Source organism: Metapseudomonas resinovorans (assembly GCF_002003485.1).
In the GTDB taxonomy this organism is placed as follows: domain Bacteria; phylum Pseudomonadota; class Gammaproteobacteria; order Pseudomonadales; family Pseudomonadaceae; genus Metapseudomonas; species Metapseudomonas resinovorans_D.
This window is the reverse complement of sequence record NZ_BDMA01000005.1, coordinates 21,042-38,025: the sequence shown is the minus strand read 5'-3', so window position 1 is coordinate 38,025 and position 16,984 is coordinate 21,042. Positions and strand designations below refer to the sequence as shown.

The following is a 16,984-nucleotide window of genomic DNA, read 5'->3' as shown; positions in this document are numbered from 1 at the left end:
ACTGTTCATTTTGTGGATAAAGCTTGCCCACACACAGAGCTCCTGCTTGGAACCCGTCATCCCTAGGTGGTGTTGGGCCTGGTAGAAAAAGGCCGCCCCGAAGGGCGGCAAGGTCGCGGGCTTGCGGCCTGCGACGGAGTAGCCGTCAGCGAACTCCCGCGCTGCGTAATGCTGCTGCGGTGTATTCGGCGGTGCTGGAGGTCAGACCGAACTCGATCGGCTGCTTCTCCTCGTTGCGCATACCGGAAACGATGTAGCGGCCGTTGATCAGGTCATACAGAGCTTCGGTACCCAGCCAGGCGATCTGCAGGTCGTACATTGGCTCCATGTGACCTTCGGCTGTCCGCCAGAGGGTGCCGCGGGAGTCGTAGTGATCCGCCAGGGCGATCTGCCAGGTGTCTTCGTCGATGTAGAAGACTCGCTTGGCATAGACGTGGCGCTCGCCCGGCTTGAGCGTTGCCTCGACCTGCCAGACACGGTGGAGCTCATAACGGGTCAGGTCGGAATTGATGTGGCCGGGTTTGACGATATCCGCGTATTTGAGGTTCGCCGCGTCGAGCTTGAAGCTGTTGTAAGGGATGTAGACCTCGCGCTTTCCGACCAATTTCCAGTCGTAGCGGTCCGGCGCACCGTTGTACATGTCCAGGTTATCGGCGACACGCTGGCCTTCGGAGGCAGGGTAGGGGCCGTCGTAAGAAATCTGCGGTGCTCGACGCACACGGCGCTGACCGGCGTTATAGATCCACGCCATGCGCGGTTCTTTCACCTGGTTCAGTGTTTCGTGTACCAGCACGACATCTCCCGCCAGACGCGCAGGCGCTGTGACCAACTGCTTGTAGTAAAAGAGCACGTTGCCCGGGTTGGCCGGGTCAAAGTCGGTGACCCGATCGCGGAAGGTGAGCTCCTGCTTGAAGTACACCGGCACGAAGGTGCCATTGGCCAACGGCGTCGCTTGTACGTGGACCCGCCTGGCGCTGCCGCCGCGATAGCGGGTGATATGGTTCCACACCACTTCCAGGCCGTTCTGGGGGATAGGGAAGGGCACGGCGGTGGAGAAGTTCTCCAGCCCATTGCCGCCATCCACCATGGTGGTTTTGGTCGCGTTTTCCTTTGCGGCCTTGTAGACGAAGTCCGGAGCGTTCGCGGTGCGGTGGCTGGGGTAGACGGGCAGATGGTAGGTGTCCGGATAGCGCTTGAGCATCGCGACCTGCCCAGCCGTCAGATGCTCCTGGTACTGCGCCATATTCTGCGCACTGATGGTGAATAGTGGCTTCTCGGATACGAAAGGATCACTGAGGAAGCCGGCTGCATCTCGATTGCCGGAATCCTTGGGCAAGCCGCCACTCCAGGCCGGAATAGTGCCGGCGGCATTGCCGGCCATTTCCGCTCCCAGCGGGGTGAGAGAGGTACCCAACTGCCCAGCCTGTTCCGCACTGACGGCAGCTTGGGGGGATTGGCAGGTAAGGCTCAGGCTCAGCGCAAGCGAGTGCGCCAGGATGATCGTCTTATTCATGCTTATGAACTCCGCTTAGAACGACACGCCAAAACTCAGGGCAACGAAGTCGCGATCGATGCTCGAGTTGTAATCACCGCCGAAGAAGTTGGTGTAGGAAAGACCGGCGGAATAGGTGCTGAGGTAACTGGCGTCCAGGCCAAGGCTGACGGCTTTAGCGCCTTCGTTGAACAGCCCGTTGGGGCCGTAGCCATCGACGTCGTGGGACCAGGCGATGCTGGGTTTCAACTCGATGCCCGGAATCACGTTGTTGTATTCCCAGATGGCGCGAGCGCGATAACCCCAAGACGTGCTGGTGACGAAGCCATCGTCTTCGCAGTACTTGCTGAGGTTCTCCGCGGTCGCGCTGCCCAGGGTTTGGGCGTTGAAGGCCTGGCAGCCTCCGCCTGGCAGCGGGCCGGGACCGAAGATGGGGTCGCGCCCGTAGCGAACCTTGCTGGAGCTTTCCAGACCGCCGACATGGGTAATGCCAAGCTCACCTACTAGGGTCAGGCGATCAGCACCCATGACCTGGTCAAAGAAGTGGGTGAACGTGGTCTGGAACTGGCTGATTTCCTTGCGCCGGTAGCCGTGCTGGGTGGCGCCAGGGGTAGCCGTGAGCAGCGAGGCGTTTGGTGCCAGTGGACTCAGACCGGATAGCAGGACATCAGTGACGTTAAGCTGAACGGGGGCGTTCGGCCGGTAGCTGAATTCCCCGCTCCAGGCGGTACCGGTGGGTAGGGTCGTAGAGAAGCTCAGGCCATACAGTTGAATGTCTTCGGGGTACTCAACGAAGTACTGGCTACTGCCGATCACGGCCAGGGGCAGCAGATTCTGAGCCAGTGCCGCGGCAGCGGGAACAGGAATGCCCGCGCCTGCCAATGATCCGACGAGACCTGCCCCGCTGTACGCGCCGGCAGGGGCGGCGGTTGCGCTGAAAATCGGCGTGCGGCTGTGGTAGTTCATGAAGTACGCACCGAACTCGGTGTCCAGCGTCTCGGAGAAGTAGCGCAGCGCAGTACCCCATTGGCCACCGTCACGAGCGTCCACATCCCCGCCACGCGGCACGATGACTCCTTCGTCCGGATTTCCCCAGGTCACGCCGCGAGCATTCAGGACATTCATTGCCGCATTGCGAAGAGGCGCCGGCAGTGCACTACGCACCTGCTGCTCGGTGCGCAGCACGGCCAGGTTCTGGTCGCAGCCATCGGCTACCACATCGGTGGAGGAGAAGAAGGTGCCGCAGTTGTCGATGACGGTCTGGTCCCACTCCAACTGGTAGAAGGCTTCTGCCGACAGGTTGTCGGTCAGGCTCTGGGACACATAGAACATATTGACCGGGATCAAGCCTTCCTTGATCTCGGAACCGGGGCGACGAAACGCAGAGACGTCGATCGGGTTGATGGAGTTGATGCTGTTGCCGATGAAGGTGCTCTCACCCCAGCTCACCACCTGCTTGCCCAGACGCACGCTGCCCGGCAGGTCGGCGATGTCGTAGTTGTGGTAGACGAAGGCATCCAGGAGCTGGGCGCCGGCGGACTTGGCGCCTTCCTTGCGGTTGTGATCGTCGATGTCCTTGAACAGACGGCTCTCGTCCTTCAGTTCGAAGTCGTACCAGTACTTGCCACGAACGAAGACGCCGGTGTCGCCGTACTTCAGCTCCAGGTCATGGATGCCCTTGAAGATCTTCGAGAAGGTCTCGCCCTTCTTGAAGTTCAGGCGGCCGTCATCACCCGCCTGTGAAAGGCCGTCTCCACCATTGTTTACGCCAATCAGATCCGAGTCGGGACTCTGCGTTGACCAACTGGCGCCGACCGACAGGTTGGAGTCGAACTGCCCTTCGATCTCGCCAATCTTGAAGCTGACAGCCTGAGCAGGGGCGCAGATGCAGGTCGCCAGGCTAACCGCACATGCAAGGCGGGCGGGTTGCCATGGGGGTCGTTTCATTGTCATGCCTTCGCTACCTCTTGTTTTTGTATTAAGTGCGCTTGCTTTTTTCGGGACGTGAGAAGCCGTCCAGTTCATCGAGCAATCGATGAATCCGTACTCTTGATTCGCGGGAAATTGGGCGCCGGCGAGAAAGCTAGGGTCGTAACCTCATGCCATGAGCTCCAGGCCTCGGTGCCTGACGGTGCGCCGGGGTGTTCAGCTCGATAGGGCGCATCGGAGCGGGCTGAAGTAAGCGGTCATACCTTGGAGCAGGGACGCTTGGACGAGGGGGTAGGGGAGGTGCGTCGTCGCTTTCATTGTTGTTGTCTCCGACTTTCTACAGGCAAAGGGAACCCGGCCCCTCTGAGAGGGGTAATTGAAGTGCGGGTTATCCGATGGGGTTACTCGGGTGGGGGCAGTGCCGGAAGCTCTTTCGCGGCGAGTGCCTGGGCTTCCTTGATACCGATGCCCAGGGCCCTCAGTACCAGTTCGGCGGCATCCGAACCGGCATCCCTCCAGGTCTTGTGCCCCTCCAGCACAAGAAGCATCCCGGTCAGTACTACGCCGCCCATCATGGCGACCACTGACGTCAGTTGCTCCTGGCGGAAATCGTAGCGATGCAGGGCCAGACCACTGAGGATGTCCTGCACGGGTGGGCCACTCCAGAGCTCGCGCAATGTGGCGCTGGTGGCGGCGTAACGCACGATGAATCGGCCCCAATAGGGCTCTTCGTGAGCACGACGCATGTAAAAGCGAATCCCGTTTGCCAGACGCTGGGCGGGATCCATGTCTGGATGCGCGCTCCTGGCGACCCGAAGGTTCATCTCGCCGCTCAATTGGGACGCAACATCCTCGAACAGTGATTCAACCGAGCTGAGGTTGTTGTAGATGGTGCCGCGGGCGACCCCGGCGACCTGCGCCAGCTCGCTGACATTCACCTCGCCAATGCTCTTCTCGGCGAACAGACGCAGTGCCGCGTCATGGATACGTTTCTGAACCGGGCTCATGGATCAGGCACAGCCTCTCATCAAGATGCAATGGCTGCATTGAACACTTGTGTTTAAGTCGAGTCAATAGCGTTTTTTTGCGCGCCGCATCATCTGACAATGCCTGCTGCGCGTGTAACACCCGTGTGACGCAGCCTGCGGAAGCCAAGAGTCGCTTTCAAAAGCTCGGTTTCCGCCAGTCGCCCGGTTGGCGGGAGAGCGTTGCTCTGATTGACAGAATTGAACGCTAATGTTCACTATTGCTCTGTCGTGTTGTTGCTTCTGGCTCCTATCCCGCTTCAGTCTGTGTCGGATCGCAGCCTTGCAGCACGACGACTGAAGTCGAAGTCGTCTGCGCCTAGAGCTCTCACGGAGCTACAACGGCGCTGATTCCCCGCACTGACCAGAGGTTTCCATGCCAGTAAAACAAGGTCGCATAGATGTTCACCATCACGTCATCCCGCCAGCTTTCGTGGAGGTGATGCAGGCCAAGGGTATTACCAAGGTGGCGGGTGCACCGTTGCCAAGTTGGGATGCGGCGAAATCCATCGATGTGATGGACGCCAACGGGATCCAGACCGCCATCACCTCGCTTTCCGCTCCTGGCGTACATTTTGGTGATGGTCCTCGGCAAGCCAGTGATCTGGCACGTCGCTGCAACGAATTTTCTGCCGAGATGAGTGCGCGCTATCCCGGGCGCTTCGGCTCGTTCGCCGTTCTGCCTACGCCCTTCACCGCAGAGGCTTGTGCAGAAGCCATTCATGCGCTGGAAACCTTGCACGCCGACGGAGTTGTGCTGTTGGGGAGCACCGATGGGGTGTTTCTCGGCGACGCCCGATTCGATGAGTTGATGGCCGAACTGAACCGTCGTGATGCCACGGTCTTCGTGCATCCCAACCTGCATGCCACCAGTGTGAACATTGGCCTGCCGATGCCCGGATTCCTGATCGAATTCCTCTGCGATACCACACGCGCTGCGGTGAACCTGATCCGCACCGGCACGCTGGACAAGTACCCGAATATTCGCTGGATCCTTGCCCACTCCGGGGGCTTCCTGCCGTTCGTGGCGGGGCGGGTGGCGGACTCAGGTGCAGCGCCCGCGCTGGGGGAAAGAACGCCTCAGGAGATGCTTGGCTACATACGACGCTTCTACTACGACACCGCGTTGTCGCCTTCGCGCTACTCCATGGCGGTGCTCAAGGAGTTGATCGATCCGTCGCATCTCCTGTTCGGCAGTGATTTTCCGTTCGCTCCCGCGCCAGTAACCGCCGTGCAGTGCCAGACGTTGGACGCTTCGGACTTGTGGTCCGCCTCCGGGCAGTACGGCATCAACCGTGGCCACGCCTTGCAGTTGTTCCCCAAGTATCGACTTGCGTCTGAAGCGATCGTGGCGGCGCCAGTATTCGAAGACGAGTCCTTCTCCAGCCGCTTCAAGCGCGCCATGACAGGTCCCATGGGAAGCCTGACCGAAAGTATGCGTGACCGCTGATTGCCCATTGCGCGCGTCGGGGCCTGGCCGATACCGCCAATGCCCTCGAAAAGAATTCCAAGAATAAGAGGTTGTTATGAAGCGTCGTGAATTCGTTGCCGGTGCGAGTGCTCTTGTGGGAGCAGGCCTGCTTGCAGGCAGTGCAAGTGGTGCCTCGTCGGGAAGCGCCGGCGTAGCGATACCAGGTGTCGAGGCGGAATCGAGCCGAGAAACGGAAAACATTTCGGCAGGCCGAATCGATGTCCACCACCACATATTCAGTCCCGCGCTGCGCGAAACCTTGCAGCGTCATAACGTCCACCAGCTCGCAGGCAACGCCATCCCCGACTGGACTCCGGAGTCATCGCTGGGGGCCATGGAGCGGAGCGGAGTGCGGACCGCCATCACTTCAGTCGTGATGCCAGGGCTCAGCCTGGAAAGGAGCGAGCTCGTCCACGTATCCCGCAGCAGCAATGAGTACTCCGCTGATCTGGTGCGCCGATATCCGGGGCGCTTCGGCTTCTTCGCCCATGTGCCACTGCCTTTTACCGATAACGCCTGTGCCGAAGCGATTCATGCGTTGGACACGCTGAATGCTGATGGCGTGGTGCTGTTGGCAAGCAATGGCGAGAAATTCCTCGGGGATGAGACCTTCGATGAGTTGATGAGCGAGCTGGATCGGCGTCAGGCCACCGTGTTCGTCCACCCCAATCTGCACCCGTCCACGGTCGAGTTAGGCCTGGATACGCCTCCGGGTTTGCTGGAGTTTTCCTGTGACCTGACCAGGGCCGGATTGAACCTGATTCTCTCCGGCACCATGGAGCGCTACCCACAAATTCGCTGGATACTGGCCCATGCGGGCGGTTTTCTGCCGTACGTGGCCTGGCGCGTGTCCCTCGCCAATGCAATGCCGGAATTTAGCGACAAGGCGGCATTGGGCGTTCTCAACTACTTGCGGCGCTTCTATTTCGACACCGCCTCGTCAGCCTCGCGTTATTCCATGGCCACACTACGTGAGCTGGTGGAGCCATCCCGCATTCTGTTCGGTAGCGATGCGCCCTACGAAGCAGAAGGTCAGACACTCGCCCAGATCACTGAGCTTGGGAAAGACGGATTCTGGTCAACGCAGATGGTTGCCGGAGTCGAGCGTGAACATGCATTGAGCCTTTTCCCTCGGTTCAGGATGGAGGGTGAAGCGGTTGCTGCCGCGCCGCTGTATGAGCATGAACCCTGGTCGGGACAGATGAAGCGCCAGATGCTCCAACCGCTTCGTTCACTGGCGCAGAATATGCGGAAGTAAGGCTGCAGCAAGTCATCTCATCGAAGGGGCAGGGGATGCATCTCATCCACTGCCCCTTGTCGTTACTGTGTGCGGGTCACTTGGTGCGCGTGTCACGCTGACGGGGTCACTGCGGGAGAAGGGGTGAGCCAGTCGATCTGGAAACTGTAGCGACCCAAGGCGCGCGCCAAAGGCTCTCGCCATTCTCCAGTTTCAACCTGAGCGACCAGTCCGCGCCGGGCGTCCTGGACAACTTCCACAGTAACCTCGGCCAAGCCAAGTGCTGAGGCTTCCTCGCGGATTACGCGGGCGATCTCCCGCTGCTGTAGCGCAGGCTTGAAGATCTTGCCGACCGGGGTCACCGGCAGCGCATCGAGAATCTCTATGCGCTTGGGAACGGCTGCGCGTTCGCTGATCCTCTCTGTGGCGAATGCCAGCAGCTCGGTACTGTCCGTGCGCTGGCCAGTGCTCAACTGCACGTAGGCAACTGGCACTTCGCCGGCATGCGCATCAGGGCTGCCAACGGCCGCCACCAGCGCCACTGCAGGATGGGCTTGGAGCGCTTCCTCGATCTGCTTCGGATCGATGTTGTGACCACCCCGAATGATGAGTTCCTTCTTGCGTCCTGTGAGCCAGAAATAACCCTCGGCGTCCTGGCGACCAAGGTCGCCCGTATTCAGCCAGCGACGGCCCCCAATCTCGATCCATACGCCCCGATTGTGGCTTGGGTCGAGATAGCCGCAGAACACATTGGGGCCATGGATGGCGATTACGCCAACCTCGTCTGGCTCGGCATCACGCAGGTACTCGCCCTGATCATTGAGCATCACCGCGCGCATTTCCTGGTAGGCGAGGCGCAGGCCGATGGAGCCGATCCGCCGTTCACCCTCTGGCGGGTTGGTCGAGGACACGCAGGCGCCTTCGGTCAGCCCGTATCCCTCGAGGATGCGCACGCCAATCCGTTGCTCGAACTCGCGGAACAGCTCTACCGGCATGGGTGCTGCGCCACACAGGGCGTACTGCAGGCTGGACAGGTCACGGTCACCGACCGGCTGCTGGAGCAGAGCGGAATAGACGGTGGGAACACCGGAGAAGAAGTTGATGCCGAAGTGCTCCGCCATCGCCCAGAAATTCTGGATCACCGCAGGGCCGCGATAGCCTTTTGGCGTGCCGATGATCACGCGGTCGCCGTGGGTCCAGGGCATCAGGCCGGTGACCAGTTGGCCATTGACGTGGAACAGCGGCAGGCCGCAGAAGATGACCTGGCCAGGTGGGCGCGGCTGCATGTTGGCGGCCATCGCCCAGGCATTGAAGACCTCGGACCCATGGGTTCGGATGGCGATCTTCGGCAAGCCAGTGGTGCCGCCTGTACAGAAGTAGGACGATGCCTCGTCGGATCTGATCTGACGACCACTGACCAGCCGATTACCTGGCTGGCGGCGCATGAGCGCGCGCAGATCGTGAATACGAAGTTTTTTGTGCCGTGCTTTCTCGCGCCGCGCCATCCAGCGCAGGGCGACCTTGGCGAGAGGGCTGACATACGGCGCCATGTTCACCCAGATGACATCGCGTACACCGGGCAAACGATCGAGCTGGCTCGCCAGTTTTGGCCAGAGATCGGCCCCGGGCGTCGGTGCCAGGGTCACCACCACGCGAGCATCGGCGGCACGCAACAGGTCGGCGATCTGCGCCGCCTCCAGCAAGGGGTTGATTGCCAGGACAACGCCTGCCGCTTCGCCACCCCAAATAGTGAAATGGGTTTCCGGCAGGTTCGGCAGCAGGAACGCGACCACATCCTTCGGGCCAACTCCCAGTCCATGAAAGGCATTGGCGGCTCGGGTTATGTCGGCGAAGAGCGCCTTGTAGCTCCAGTCGTGAGTGCGCTGGAACTTTTTGGCCTCGAGAAAGAAGCTCAATGCATTTGCGTGGGGACGTTCCTCTGCGCAGTGCTGCAGGGCCGCGTAAGTACTCGCAGGCAGTTCGCGGCGGGCGAGGGGAGTGCTCTCCAGGGCCCGGATGTCGGCGAGGGATTTCACGGCCATCAGGCTTGCTCCACCACGAGGTTGCGCTGCATGCCCAGGTCGATCACACCGTCGGCACTGCGAATGCTCGCCTCAACGACATCGCCGTGCTTGAGGTAATGGTCGCTGCGTCCTTCCTGGGCCTTCATGAAGGCCTTCCACTTGACCGCCTCTGGTAGCAGGGCGGCGATGCGCTGCTTGGCCGGCGAAGGTATCGACAGGGCGCAGCCGGCCGGCGTGCCGGTGGCGATCAGGTCGCCAGCTGCGAAGTCCTGCACGTCGGACAACTCCGAAAGGGTTTCGGCAGGGCCGAAAACCAGGTTGGCGGTGCTGTCATTCTGGCGGACCTGGCCGTTGACCGTGAGGCGGAGTTGGAGCTTGTTCAGGTAGCCCATTTCATCCGCGCCAAGCAGACACAGGAACGGCCCCACCGGACCGAATGTACGGAAGCTCTTGCCCTTGTAGAACTGCATCTGCGGAATCTGGATGTCCCGGGCGGAATAGTCATTGACGATCACCACACCGGCCACGAACTCGTGGAGGTTGGCGTCCGTGACCTTCACCGCACCGCTGATCTCGCGCTTGAGTACCAGGCCCAGCTCGATCTCGTAATCGAGGAAGCGGACGTGGTGTGGTTTGATCAGCTCGCTGTCAGCCGCGACGATGCAACCGTTGTCCTTGGTGAAGATCATGTTGAAGTGCTTGGCGTCCGGGTCCATGCCCGACTCGATCATGTGCTGGCGGTAGTTGGCACCCTGGCAGACGAAGCGCTGATTGCGAGTGACCGGCGAGAGCAGTCGCACCTCGCCAAGCGTGAGTTCGCCGTCCTGCAACTGGGCGAGTTTCTCCGCTCGTGTCTGTCGGATCAAGTCTCCCGTGGTCTCGAAGCGACCGGGAATCCGTGAAATGCGTTCGTGGCGGATGACACCCCAGTGCGTGTCATTGAGATATTCGAAGCGGACAAGGTGAACGGGCATCGATTTGGCTCCTGGTACAACGATTGGCCGCTGGTTAGCGACGGTTGGCGAAGCTTTGTTGTAGGGGCAGGGCTGGCAGCAGCACTTCGCTGGCCAGCAACACGGAGAATTTCGTGGCCGGGCCTAACCGAACATGCGCGCCAAAGTGATCAGCTTGCGCAGTGTCAGGTCTGGACTGCGCCGCAAGTTGCGCAGCAGTGCACGCAAATTGGCCAGGCTCATCCGTGGGCGGGTGAAGTCTCTCGGCATGCGCTGGCCCCATTGCGCCATTGCATCCGGGCTGACCTCATGCCAACCCGTGGGCCTCGTAGCGGTGAACAGGTCGCCATCGCAGTAGTGCTCATGCTTATCGCCCCAGGGGTCCTGCCAGTAGTCGAAAATCTGGCTGCCGAGGATGTGTCTGCCGATACCCCAGGCATGCTTCCAGCCACGTTCCTGCAGGACGCGCTGGCCCATACCCACTGCGTCGGCATCCACCACCTCATAGGCACTGTGGCTGTAGGCGGCCATGAAGCCCTGGGCGATAGCCAGGGTGTGATGGTCCGCAGGCGCGTCCCCCAGGTCCAGGCGCATGAAGGCGACCGCTGGTGAGCCGTCCGGCAGCACCTGGACGTCACTCGGAATGAAGCCGAAATGCTGTGTGTACCAGGCGCAGGTGTCCTGAAAATCGGCCACCTCCAGCACGACATGACCGAGCCGGGTGATTTCCGGTGGCGCGATGGGTGGGCGCTGGGTTGCGTTGATGCGCGGTGTGCCATTGTCCAGGTTGAGTGGGAGCGGGGCCCGATGCGGTAGGGCCGGGCAGGGTGCCTGACCCTGTATCGCCTCGACAAGGAACCCAGATGGATCGATCAGCCGTACAAGCTCGCCACCTCCCGGGGCGTCGACCTTCTCAATCTGTGTGGCGCCCGGAAGCCGGCTGAGGCGCACCAGATCCTCACGGGTGGCCACGCTCAGGCCGAAGCCGATGAAACGAGGACGTTCCGCATGGTGGATGCGATAGCAGTAGGGCGCTTCGGCGGTACCCCGCAGGTAAATCACGTCCTCTTGGCGGTGACTGGTGACCAAACCGAAATCAGTCAGGAAGCGCTCGGCGCGGTCCAGGTCGGGACGCTCGAAGATCAGGTGGATGAGGCCTGTCGCCATAACCGTTGGCGCTGCGTTTCGAGTTGGCTGTTGAGTGGAAAGCAGGTTGGCAGTATTGGACATTGTTGTTCTCCGGCGGCTTTCTTGGGGCCGAACGATGCCAACGCTCCTTGGTTGGCCAGGAGCGCGCGGTTAACGATTCGGCACTAAATCAATCGGGGCAGGGCAGAGGTGGCAGCTCTCCGGTGGCCAGGACCGCAGCTTCATCGGGGGCAATTCCGAGGGTCCGCAAGATCATCTCGGCGGTGTCCGAACCGGCCTCGCGCCATGTTTTGTGACCTTCCATCACCAGCAGCATCGCGCCCAACACGCTGCTGGCAATCATCGAGATGACGCTGAGTAATTGCTCCTGGCGGAACCGATAGCGCCCTTTGGAAAGGCCACTGAGCACGTCGGCTGTAGCCTGGCTGTAGAGCGTCTCGCGGAGCATGGGGGTGGTCATTGCGAATCGGCTTAGAAAGGCACCCCATTGCGGCTCTTCATGGGCGCGACGGATGAAGAAGCGAATACCGTTCGCCAGGCGCTGTCCGGGGTCTTCCAGGTGGCTGATGTTCTTCCTGATGCGTCGATGCATGTCCGCACTCAGTTGACTTGCCACGTGCTCGAAGAGCTGGTCCATCGTATCCACGTACTGGTAGATGGTGCCGCGCGCCACACCTGCTTCTTTCGCAAGATCCCTGATGCTTAGCTGGGTTGCACCTCTTTCCGCGAACAGACGCAGCGCGGTCTGATGAATTCGGCGCTGGGCGGTGGTCATTGGCTCCATCAGATGTCTCCAAGATCTCTATTGGGAACAATTGAACACACGTGTTCATAAATGGTCAATAGAGACTTTCGGTGAGTTGATGCGGAAAGCCCTCAGGTGGCCTGGCCTGGCAGGGTCGCAATTTAGCTGCGCAATCAAAATCGGTGGTGGATCTGGCAGGCCCTGATGTACCCGACCTTGAAACTCCATGCAGACGCGTCTGCTTGGGATAGCAGCTGCCTGGCGGGCGCCGCGTATGGAGCTGCGAGATTGCAGCACAGACGATCTTTAGGTCCGCGCATTGCAGCGTCTACCAGCTCCAGGCATTTCCTCAAATGCGCTGACGCTTCAAGCTCCAGCTGCAATTCGTCCTCGAGCTTCGTCAGCTATTCAGAAGTCAGTGGGATTTCGAAAAGCGAAGCTGCGTTCGCCATCCCATGATTACGTGAGCATCGTTAGTGTGAGGCGTCCTGCCTTGGCGGCGTCCAAGGTCCAGGAGCGCACGAAGGGCAGAATTAGCTAGCGCCGCTGGAATGCCTGCGGCAGAGTCCGGGGATGATGGATTTGGCGATCCTTGCAGGCTTCTGGATTCCGGTGCTCGGTGCGATCGTTCTTATCCTTGGCTTCGCATAATCTATATTATGGTAAATCAGGTGCTATGTTAGACAGGCGTGCTACTCGCGAGATCAACCTGCGCCTCCTTGCGGGGAAAGCAATGTGGCACTTTTGGCCGCTTATGACCCAGTGTTTTCCTGTTTTCGGAACTCAACGTGGCACTCAACACTGGCACTGGAAGGCAATTTAAGACTCAGCATCGCAGTACCCGCTCCCAGTCACGCCTTAGCAAGGGATGGCAGGCTCGGGGCGCGCCACCGAAGCAGCGATTAGATACGACGGCCATTTCGCTCTCAGTCCGGTACCGGATTGGCTGGCCATCTTGGTCAAGCAGGACGCCACCACTAGCAAGTAGCAACGCATGCCCGGCGACCACGTCATGGGCCGAAACCGGATACAGCGAGACTGCGCAAACCGCATCACCAGCCGCGACTCGGGCCAGCCGGTAGGCAATACTTGGCATCGCATGAAACTGAGCTGGCGTACAGAGCTCAGCGTTTACCTGGGGTTTAGCCTCGGCAGCCACGCTCACCATGACCACGGCCCGGTCACTTAGTCGCTGCTGGCGGAGATCGTTAACGACTGGTTGGCCGTTGCGCAACAGGTGCGGTAATCCCTCGGCCCAAGCGATGCAGTCAGCGCCACGATCTGACGTAACCGGCGCATGCACGACACCCATTACCGGCTGTGCATCTCGCAAAAGCCCAACCGAGATGGCCGAGCCTTTTCGGCCGTTCAGGAAGTCGCTGGTGCCGTCGTTGGGATCGATCACCCAACACCATGAGTCGCCGGTCAGGACATGCCCGGTTTCTTCGCCCCAGAAGTCGCAGGGCAATAGATGTAATAACGCTCCACGCAATTGTTGCTCGATCTCAACGTCCACGGGGGCTTTGTCACCATGACCGCGCGGCCCCTCAGCGCGGCCCCATTCGGCAGATAACAGCCTCCCGGCCCGGAGCACCTGAGCCACGACTAGTTCGAGTAAGGTTTTGAGGTCGGGCTGGAGCATAATCAGAGCCTGTATAGCGCTAGTGAAGGTAGGCCCCAGTGCTGGAGGCGACAGGAATTATCCTATACATCCATACGCAGTTGGCTGCTGCCAGCTGCTAATGGGGCTGCCTCCCCTACCCTTGCGCTTTGTTCCCCGTGCGCAATTACCGAGTTCCGAGGCGGAGGTTAGGCGCACCACCTGCGTTGGCTGCTATACGCTGCGGCACGCGTCAGTTGTTGCCCTTACTGGTATACGCCGTACTCGAGCCGCCCCAAAAAGGCAGCCAACTGCTCGTAGTCGGCGGACTCTTTGATCATGTCCAGGGGGACCTGCCGGTCTAGCCCCATTGCCGGAACGGTGAACCAGCGTTCTGCTGCAGCACCGGAACCAAACACAATTTCCGCGTGGGCGGATACGGCAATCAATCTGAGCAACCGCTCCCCATGGGCGGGCTTCAAGTGCGCAGACGGCTCGTGCAGCCAGCGGCGCAAAGTCCGTTCAGATATGCCTAGCGCGCGACATACCAGCGGACGCTTCTGCAGAAGTGGTGCGCGCCGGGCGGCGGAAAGCAGCTCGTTAAGCGTCATACTGGTGCCAGATACTGCGAAAGATTCCGTTGAAAGCCCAGACGGTGAGAGCAGCTGGAGCGCTCGCTGCGCCAAGGTTTCCAGTGCAGTGGTAGACGACTCGCGAGCTACATTCATCTTTATAGTCCTGGGGCTTTGCCCGCTTCTGCCCTCCCCCATGAGGCCGCGGGAGGCACTACCAGTGGCCTCAAAGCAAGGCGAAGGTAAAACCAGCCTCCCAACGGAGGCTGGCACAGACCTAGGTTCGTCACCAGTATGGGCGCTGGGAGAGGCTTCACTAGGGCGGCTGCGGGATTCTACGCCCACCGGCACTGGTGAGGCACCCGGCAGCGATAAAACGTGGTCGCCGCCGATTGCGCTTTGTCCGTTGGGCGTGAGCACCGACAACCAACCTGATCGCTAGGAGGCTTGGCCGATGAGTTGGAAACTAACTTGCCAGGACGCCGCTGATGGCAGCGGTGACCTGATCCTGGAACTGCCAGACGACCTGCTCGAGGCCGCCGGATGGAAGGTGGGCGACATCCTGGAACTGGAGGGCGACCTGGCCAATGGTGGCGCCATTCAACTGAAGAAGACGGTTCTGTGCGATGTGTGCGATGTGTGCGGTGCTGGCACTGCCGAAACCGGACATGGGGTACTGCAGGCGCAGTGGCGAGATGGCGAGCACGACGGGCTACGCCTGTGCAGGGGCTGCTTCGACTACGCAATGGCCACACTCCGGCGAGAGCATGAACTGAGCCACATGTTTGATGAAGAGGGACAGTGAGCTCGGGCTGCGACTAAAGCGGGGAACGAGTTTTTGCTCGTTAACCCGACTCACGGGCGGATAGTCCTTCGCGTTGGCTCAAGGTGACTGAGCTTTTTAGGCCGACTGGGCGGATCAAAAGGGAGCCGACCATTACTTTGCAGGTCGGCATTTATATGCGTCTCCCCTGCCCTCGGCTCGGTCAAATGACCAGCCTGGGCGCGGGAGGTGCAAGCGGCTAGTTGCCGGCCTCCTCAAGACGTTTGAGCTCCGCTTCAATCCGCCGAATGAGGTCACGCCGCCCTACCCCGCTGTCTTTTTGAAGATAAGCGGCAACCAGCATGGTCGCGGGATGGACATCCAGTACACCGGCAAGCTGCTCGAGTTTCTCGATGGTCGGCCCTTTAATGCCTCGCTCCAGGCTGCTGAGGTAGGTTCGGCTACTCACATTGGAAAAGTCTTCCTGGGTGAGGCCGCTCTGCTTGCGTAGCTGTTTAAGCGCCAGTCCAAACGCTGTGCTCAGTTCCATTTTGCCGATCCTGCAAAAAGGAACGATCAAGCCTTTGTGAACACTATAGGGCTACAATCTATAGGGTTCATTTTGAGGTGCAGGGTGATGTTTACGACCTACCGGAACGCGGAGATCCACCTGGACCCCGCGGAGGAAAGTTCCAGCACTCAGCTGTGGAGCTATGTTGAGCAGGAGATCACCTGGCCATGGTTCTACCTGCAGATCGTTCGGCGTCATGGCCGTCAGACCTACCGGAGCATGTTGATGCTCCATCACGCTCATGACCTGAAAAAAATCATTGATGATCAGTCGAATCTGGCCTGGGTGGAGCAAGTGCAGCTAGTCACCCCGGCACACGTCAATGGCCAGCCCAGGTGGCTGATGGAACCCTTGGAAGAGGTCTGCATTATCCGAGATGGACCAGCGGGGGATCCGGGCTACCTCTATAAGGTCGCCAATGGGGTCAGCTACTCCATGCATCACCGACGAAACCTGGAAGCGCTGATCGTCACCGATGTCATTTTCTCAGCCGAGCGGCACCTTCGACCAGAGTGACAAAGCTAGCCGCAATTAGTCGTCTCTCGCAGCCTTACAGAACAGGGACAGTTTTGGCGCCCTCAGGGCCGGACATAGACCGCCTTCTGTCAGTTGCGAATCCGCTCCACTGCAGGGTGTGCATGGGAGCGGGTTAGCTACTCAAGGTGGGCAGGTCGAGGCAGCGCTTGAAGCGACTCACACGTCAGTGACGGACGTCAATGTCGACCGCATCCATTTGGGCATTCTGCAGGCCCGGAGCTTGATCAGCTCTTCCCTACTCAGGCTATCGGTGATTTTGGAAACCACCTGGGTCGACAGCCCCTCTTTACCCATGTAGTGGAGAGCAGTAAGGGCGAGTCCCACCCTCGTCCCAGCATGCTGCAAGCGATCACTCGACACATGCACGAGGCGGACCACTGCGTTACCGACCTTGAGTACTCGAGTCGGGCCGCTGGTGTAGTAGACCGGCTGCATCTGCATTTGTGTACTGAGCCCGAGCCTGCGGACAGCTTCAGAACCGTGAATCTGGATCGTCTCTCCATTCGACTTGGTAATGACCTGCATCACGGTAGTCGGGCTGGGCCGGACGTTCTTGCCCACGTACTCGTTGAATTTCGGGCGCATATAGACGCCGCGAACGATGCGTTCCAGTCGACCCAATTGCACCAGCTTGGAGAGTGCTTTATCGACCGATGTACGAGACCCCACCTGAGCGAACAATGCGCGGGAAAAGGGCTTTCCCTTCTCCATATATTTGATTCGGTTCGCCATAGCTTCCGTGACGGACATGAGGGGCATCCATAGTCATCTTTTCTGGCTGGTAGGAAGACTAGGGGTCATGCCGAGATAAGGGGAAAATTAGGACATTCGTTCTGTAAGGCAATGAATTACAGGGAGATTTATTACGGCCTTTTGGCTGGTCGTCCGCATTCTTGCGAACCGTCTATGCTGATGG

General features: G+C 60.0%; 15 protein-coding genes. 4 read left to right on the top strand and 11 right to left on the bottom strand.

Features of this window, described 5'->3' with window-relative positions; genetic code table 11:
• Positions 1-145: 145 nt before the first annotated feature.
• The 3 genes from MnOB_RS01370 to MnOB_RS01360 all read right to left on the bottom strand — a co-directional run bounded on the left by MnOB_RS01370 (position 146) and on the right by MnOB_RS01360 (position 4,428).
• Entirely contained in the window at positions 146-1,513 is a 1,368-nt protein-coding gene (locus MnOB_RS01370; protein ID WP_077521152.1) for a DUF1329 domain-containing protein, read from the bottom strand.
• Positions 1,514-1,528: 15 nt separating this feature from the next.
• Entirely contained in the window at positions 1,529-3,445 is a 1,917-nt protein-coding gene (locus MnOB_RS01365; protein WP_077521149.1) for a DUF1302 domain-containing protein, read from the bottom strand.
• A 377-nt stretch (positions 3,446-3,822) separates the two neighbouring features.
• Positions 3,823-4,428, bottom strand: a complete 606-nt coding sequence (locus MnOB_RS01360) for a TetR/AcrR family transcriptional regulator (protein WP_077521146.1) — start codon at positions 4,426-4,428, stop codon at positions 3,823-3,825.
• A 394-nt stretch (positions 4,429-4,822) separates the two neighbouring features.
• On the opposite strand from MnOB_RS01360, the gene MnOB_RS01355 reads away from it, so the two are divergent.
• Together MnOB_RS01355 and MnOB_RS01350 are read left to right on the top strand one after the other, a co-directional pair.
• Positions 4,823-5,896 (top strand): amidohydrolase family protein, encoded by a 1,074-nt coding sequence (locus MnOB_RS01355; protein ID WP_077521144.1) that lies wholly within the window; start codon positions 4,823-4,825, stop codon positions 5,894-5,896.
• A gap of 76 nt (positions 5,897-5,972) precedes the next feature.
• A complete protein-coding gene (locus MnOB_RS01350; protein WP_077521141.1) occupies positions 5,973-7,175 on the top strand; it encodes an amidohydrolase family protein in 1,203 nt (400 codons plus the stop codon).
• A 92-nt stretch (positions 7,176-7,267) separates the two neighbouring features.
• On the opposite strand, the gene MnOB_RS01345 is transcribed toward MnOB_RS01350, so the two are convergent.
• From MnOB_RS01345 to MnOB_RS01320, 6 genes are all read right to left on the bottom strand, one after another.
• Complete coding sequence (locus tag MnOB_RS01345) at positions 7,268-9,196, bottom strand: acyl-CoA synthetase (RefSeq protein WP_077521138.1); 1,929 nt, start codon at positions 9,194-9,196, stop codon at positions 7,268-7,270.
• The gene (locus MnOB_RS01340; protein WP_077521135.1) at positions 9,196-10,152 is read right to left on the bottom strand and encodes a fumarylacetoacetate hydrolase family protein; all 957 of its coding nucleotides are present in this window, start codon (positions 10,150-10,152) and stop codon (positions 9,196-9,198) included. The genes MnOB_RS01345 and MnOB_RS01340 overlap by 1 nt, the downstream gene beginning before the upstream one ends.
• Before the next feature lie 123 nt (positions 10,153-10,275).
• The gene (locus tag MnOB_RS01335; RefSeq protein WP_077521132.1) at positions 10,276-11,361 is read right to left on the bottom strand and encodes a VOC family protein; all 1,086 of its coding nucleotides are present in this window, start codon (positions 11,359-11,361) and stop codon (positions 10,276-10,278) included.
• A gap of 88 nt (positions 11,362-11,449) precedes the next feature.
• Positions 11,450-12,064 (bottom strand): TetR/AcrR family transcriptional regulator, encoded by a 615-nt coding sequence (locus MnOB_RS01330; protein WP_077521129.1) that lies wholly within the window; start codon positions 12,062-12,064, stop codon positions 11,450-11,452.
• A 787-nt stretch (positions 12,065-12,851) separates the two neighbouring features.
• Positions 12,852-13,667: an inositol monophosphatase family protein gene (locus MnOB_RS01325; protein ID WP_077521126.1), complete on the bottom strand. Its 816-nt coding sequence runs from the start codon at positions 13,665-13,667 to the stop codon at positions 12,852-12,854.
• 224 nt (positions 13,668-13,891) lie between these two features.
• Complete coding sequence (locus tag MnOB_RS01320; RefSeq protein ID WP_158713753.1) at positions 13,892-14,236, bottom strand: antitoxin Xre/MbcA/ParS toxin-binding domain-containing protein; 345 nt, start codon at positions 14,234-14,236, stop codon at positions 13,892-13,894.
• A 415-nt stretch (positions 14,237-14,651) separates the two neighbouring features.
• On the opposite strand from MnOB_RS01320, the gene MnOB_RS29465 reads away from it, so the two are divergent.
• Entirely contained in the window at positions 14,652-15,002 is a 351-nt protein-coding gene (locus MnOB_RS29465) for a hypothetical protein (protein ID WP_077521120.1), read from the top strand.
• Between the two features lie 217 nt (positions 15,003-15,219).
• On the opposite strand, the gene MnOB_RS01310 is transcribed toward MnOB_RS29465, so the two are convergent.
• Entirely contained in the window at positions 15,220-15,510 is a 291-nt protein-coding gene (locus tag MnOB_RS01310; protein ID WP_077521117.1) for a helix-turn-helix domain-containing protein, read from the bottom strand.
• An 87-nt stretch (positions 15,511-15,597) separates the two neighbouring features.
• Between MnOB_RS01310 and MnOB_RS01305 the strand changes: the two genes are divergently transcribed.
• Positions 15,598-16,047, top strand: a complete 450-nt coding sequence (locus MnOB_RS01305; protein ID WP_077521115.1) for a hypothetical protein — start codon at positions 15,598-15,600, stop codon at positions 16,045-16,047.
• A 177-nt stretch (positions 16,048-16,224) separates the two neighbouring features.
• On the opposite strand, the gene MnOB_RS01300 is transcribed toward MnOB_RS01305, so the two are convergent.
• On the bottom strand, positions 16,225-16,818 hold the full coding sequence (locus tag MnOB_RS01300) for a DUF6088 family protein (RefSeq protein ID WP_077521112.1): 594 nt from the start codon (positions 16,816-16,818) through the stop codon (positions 16,225-16,227).
• Positions 16,819-16,984 lie beyond the last annotated feature (166 nt).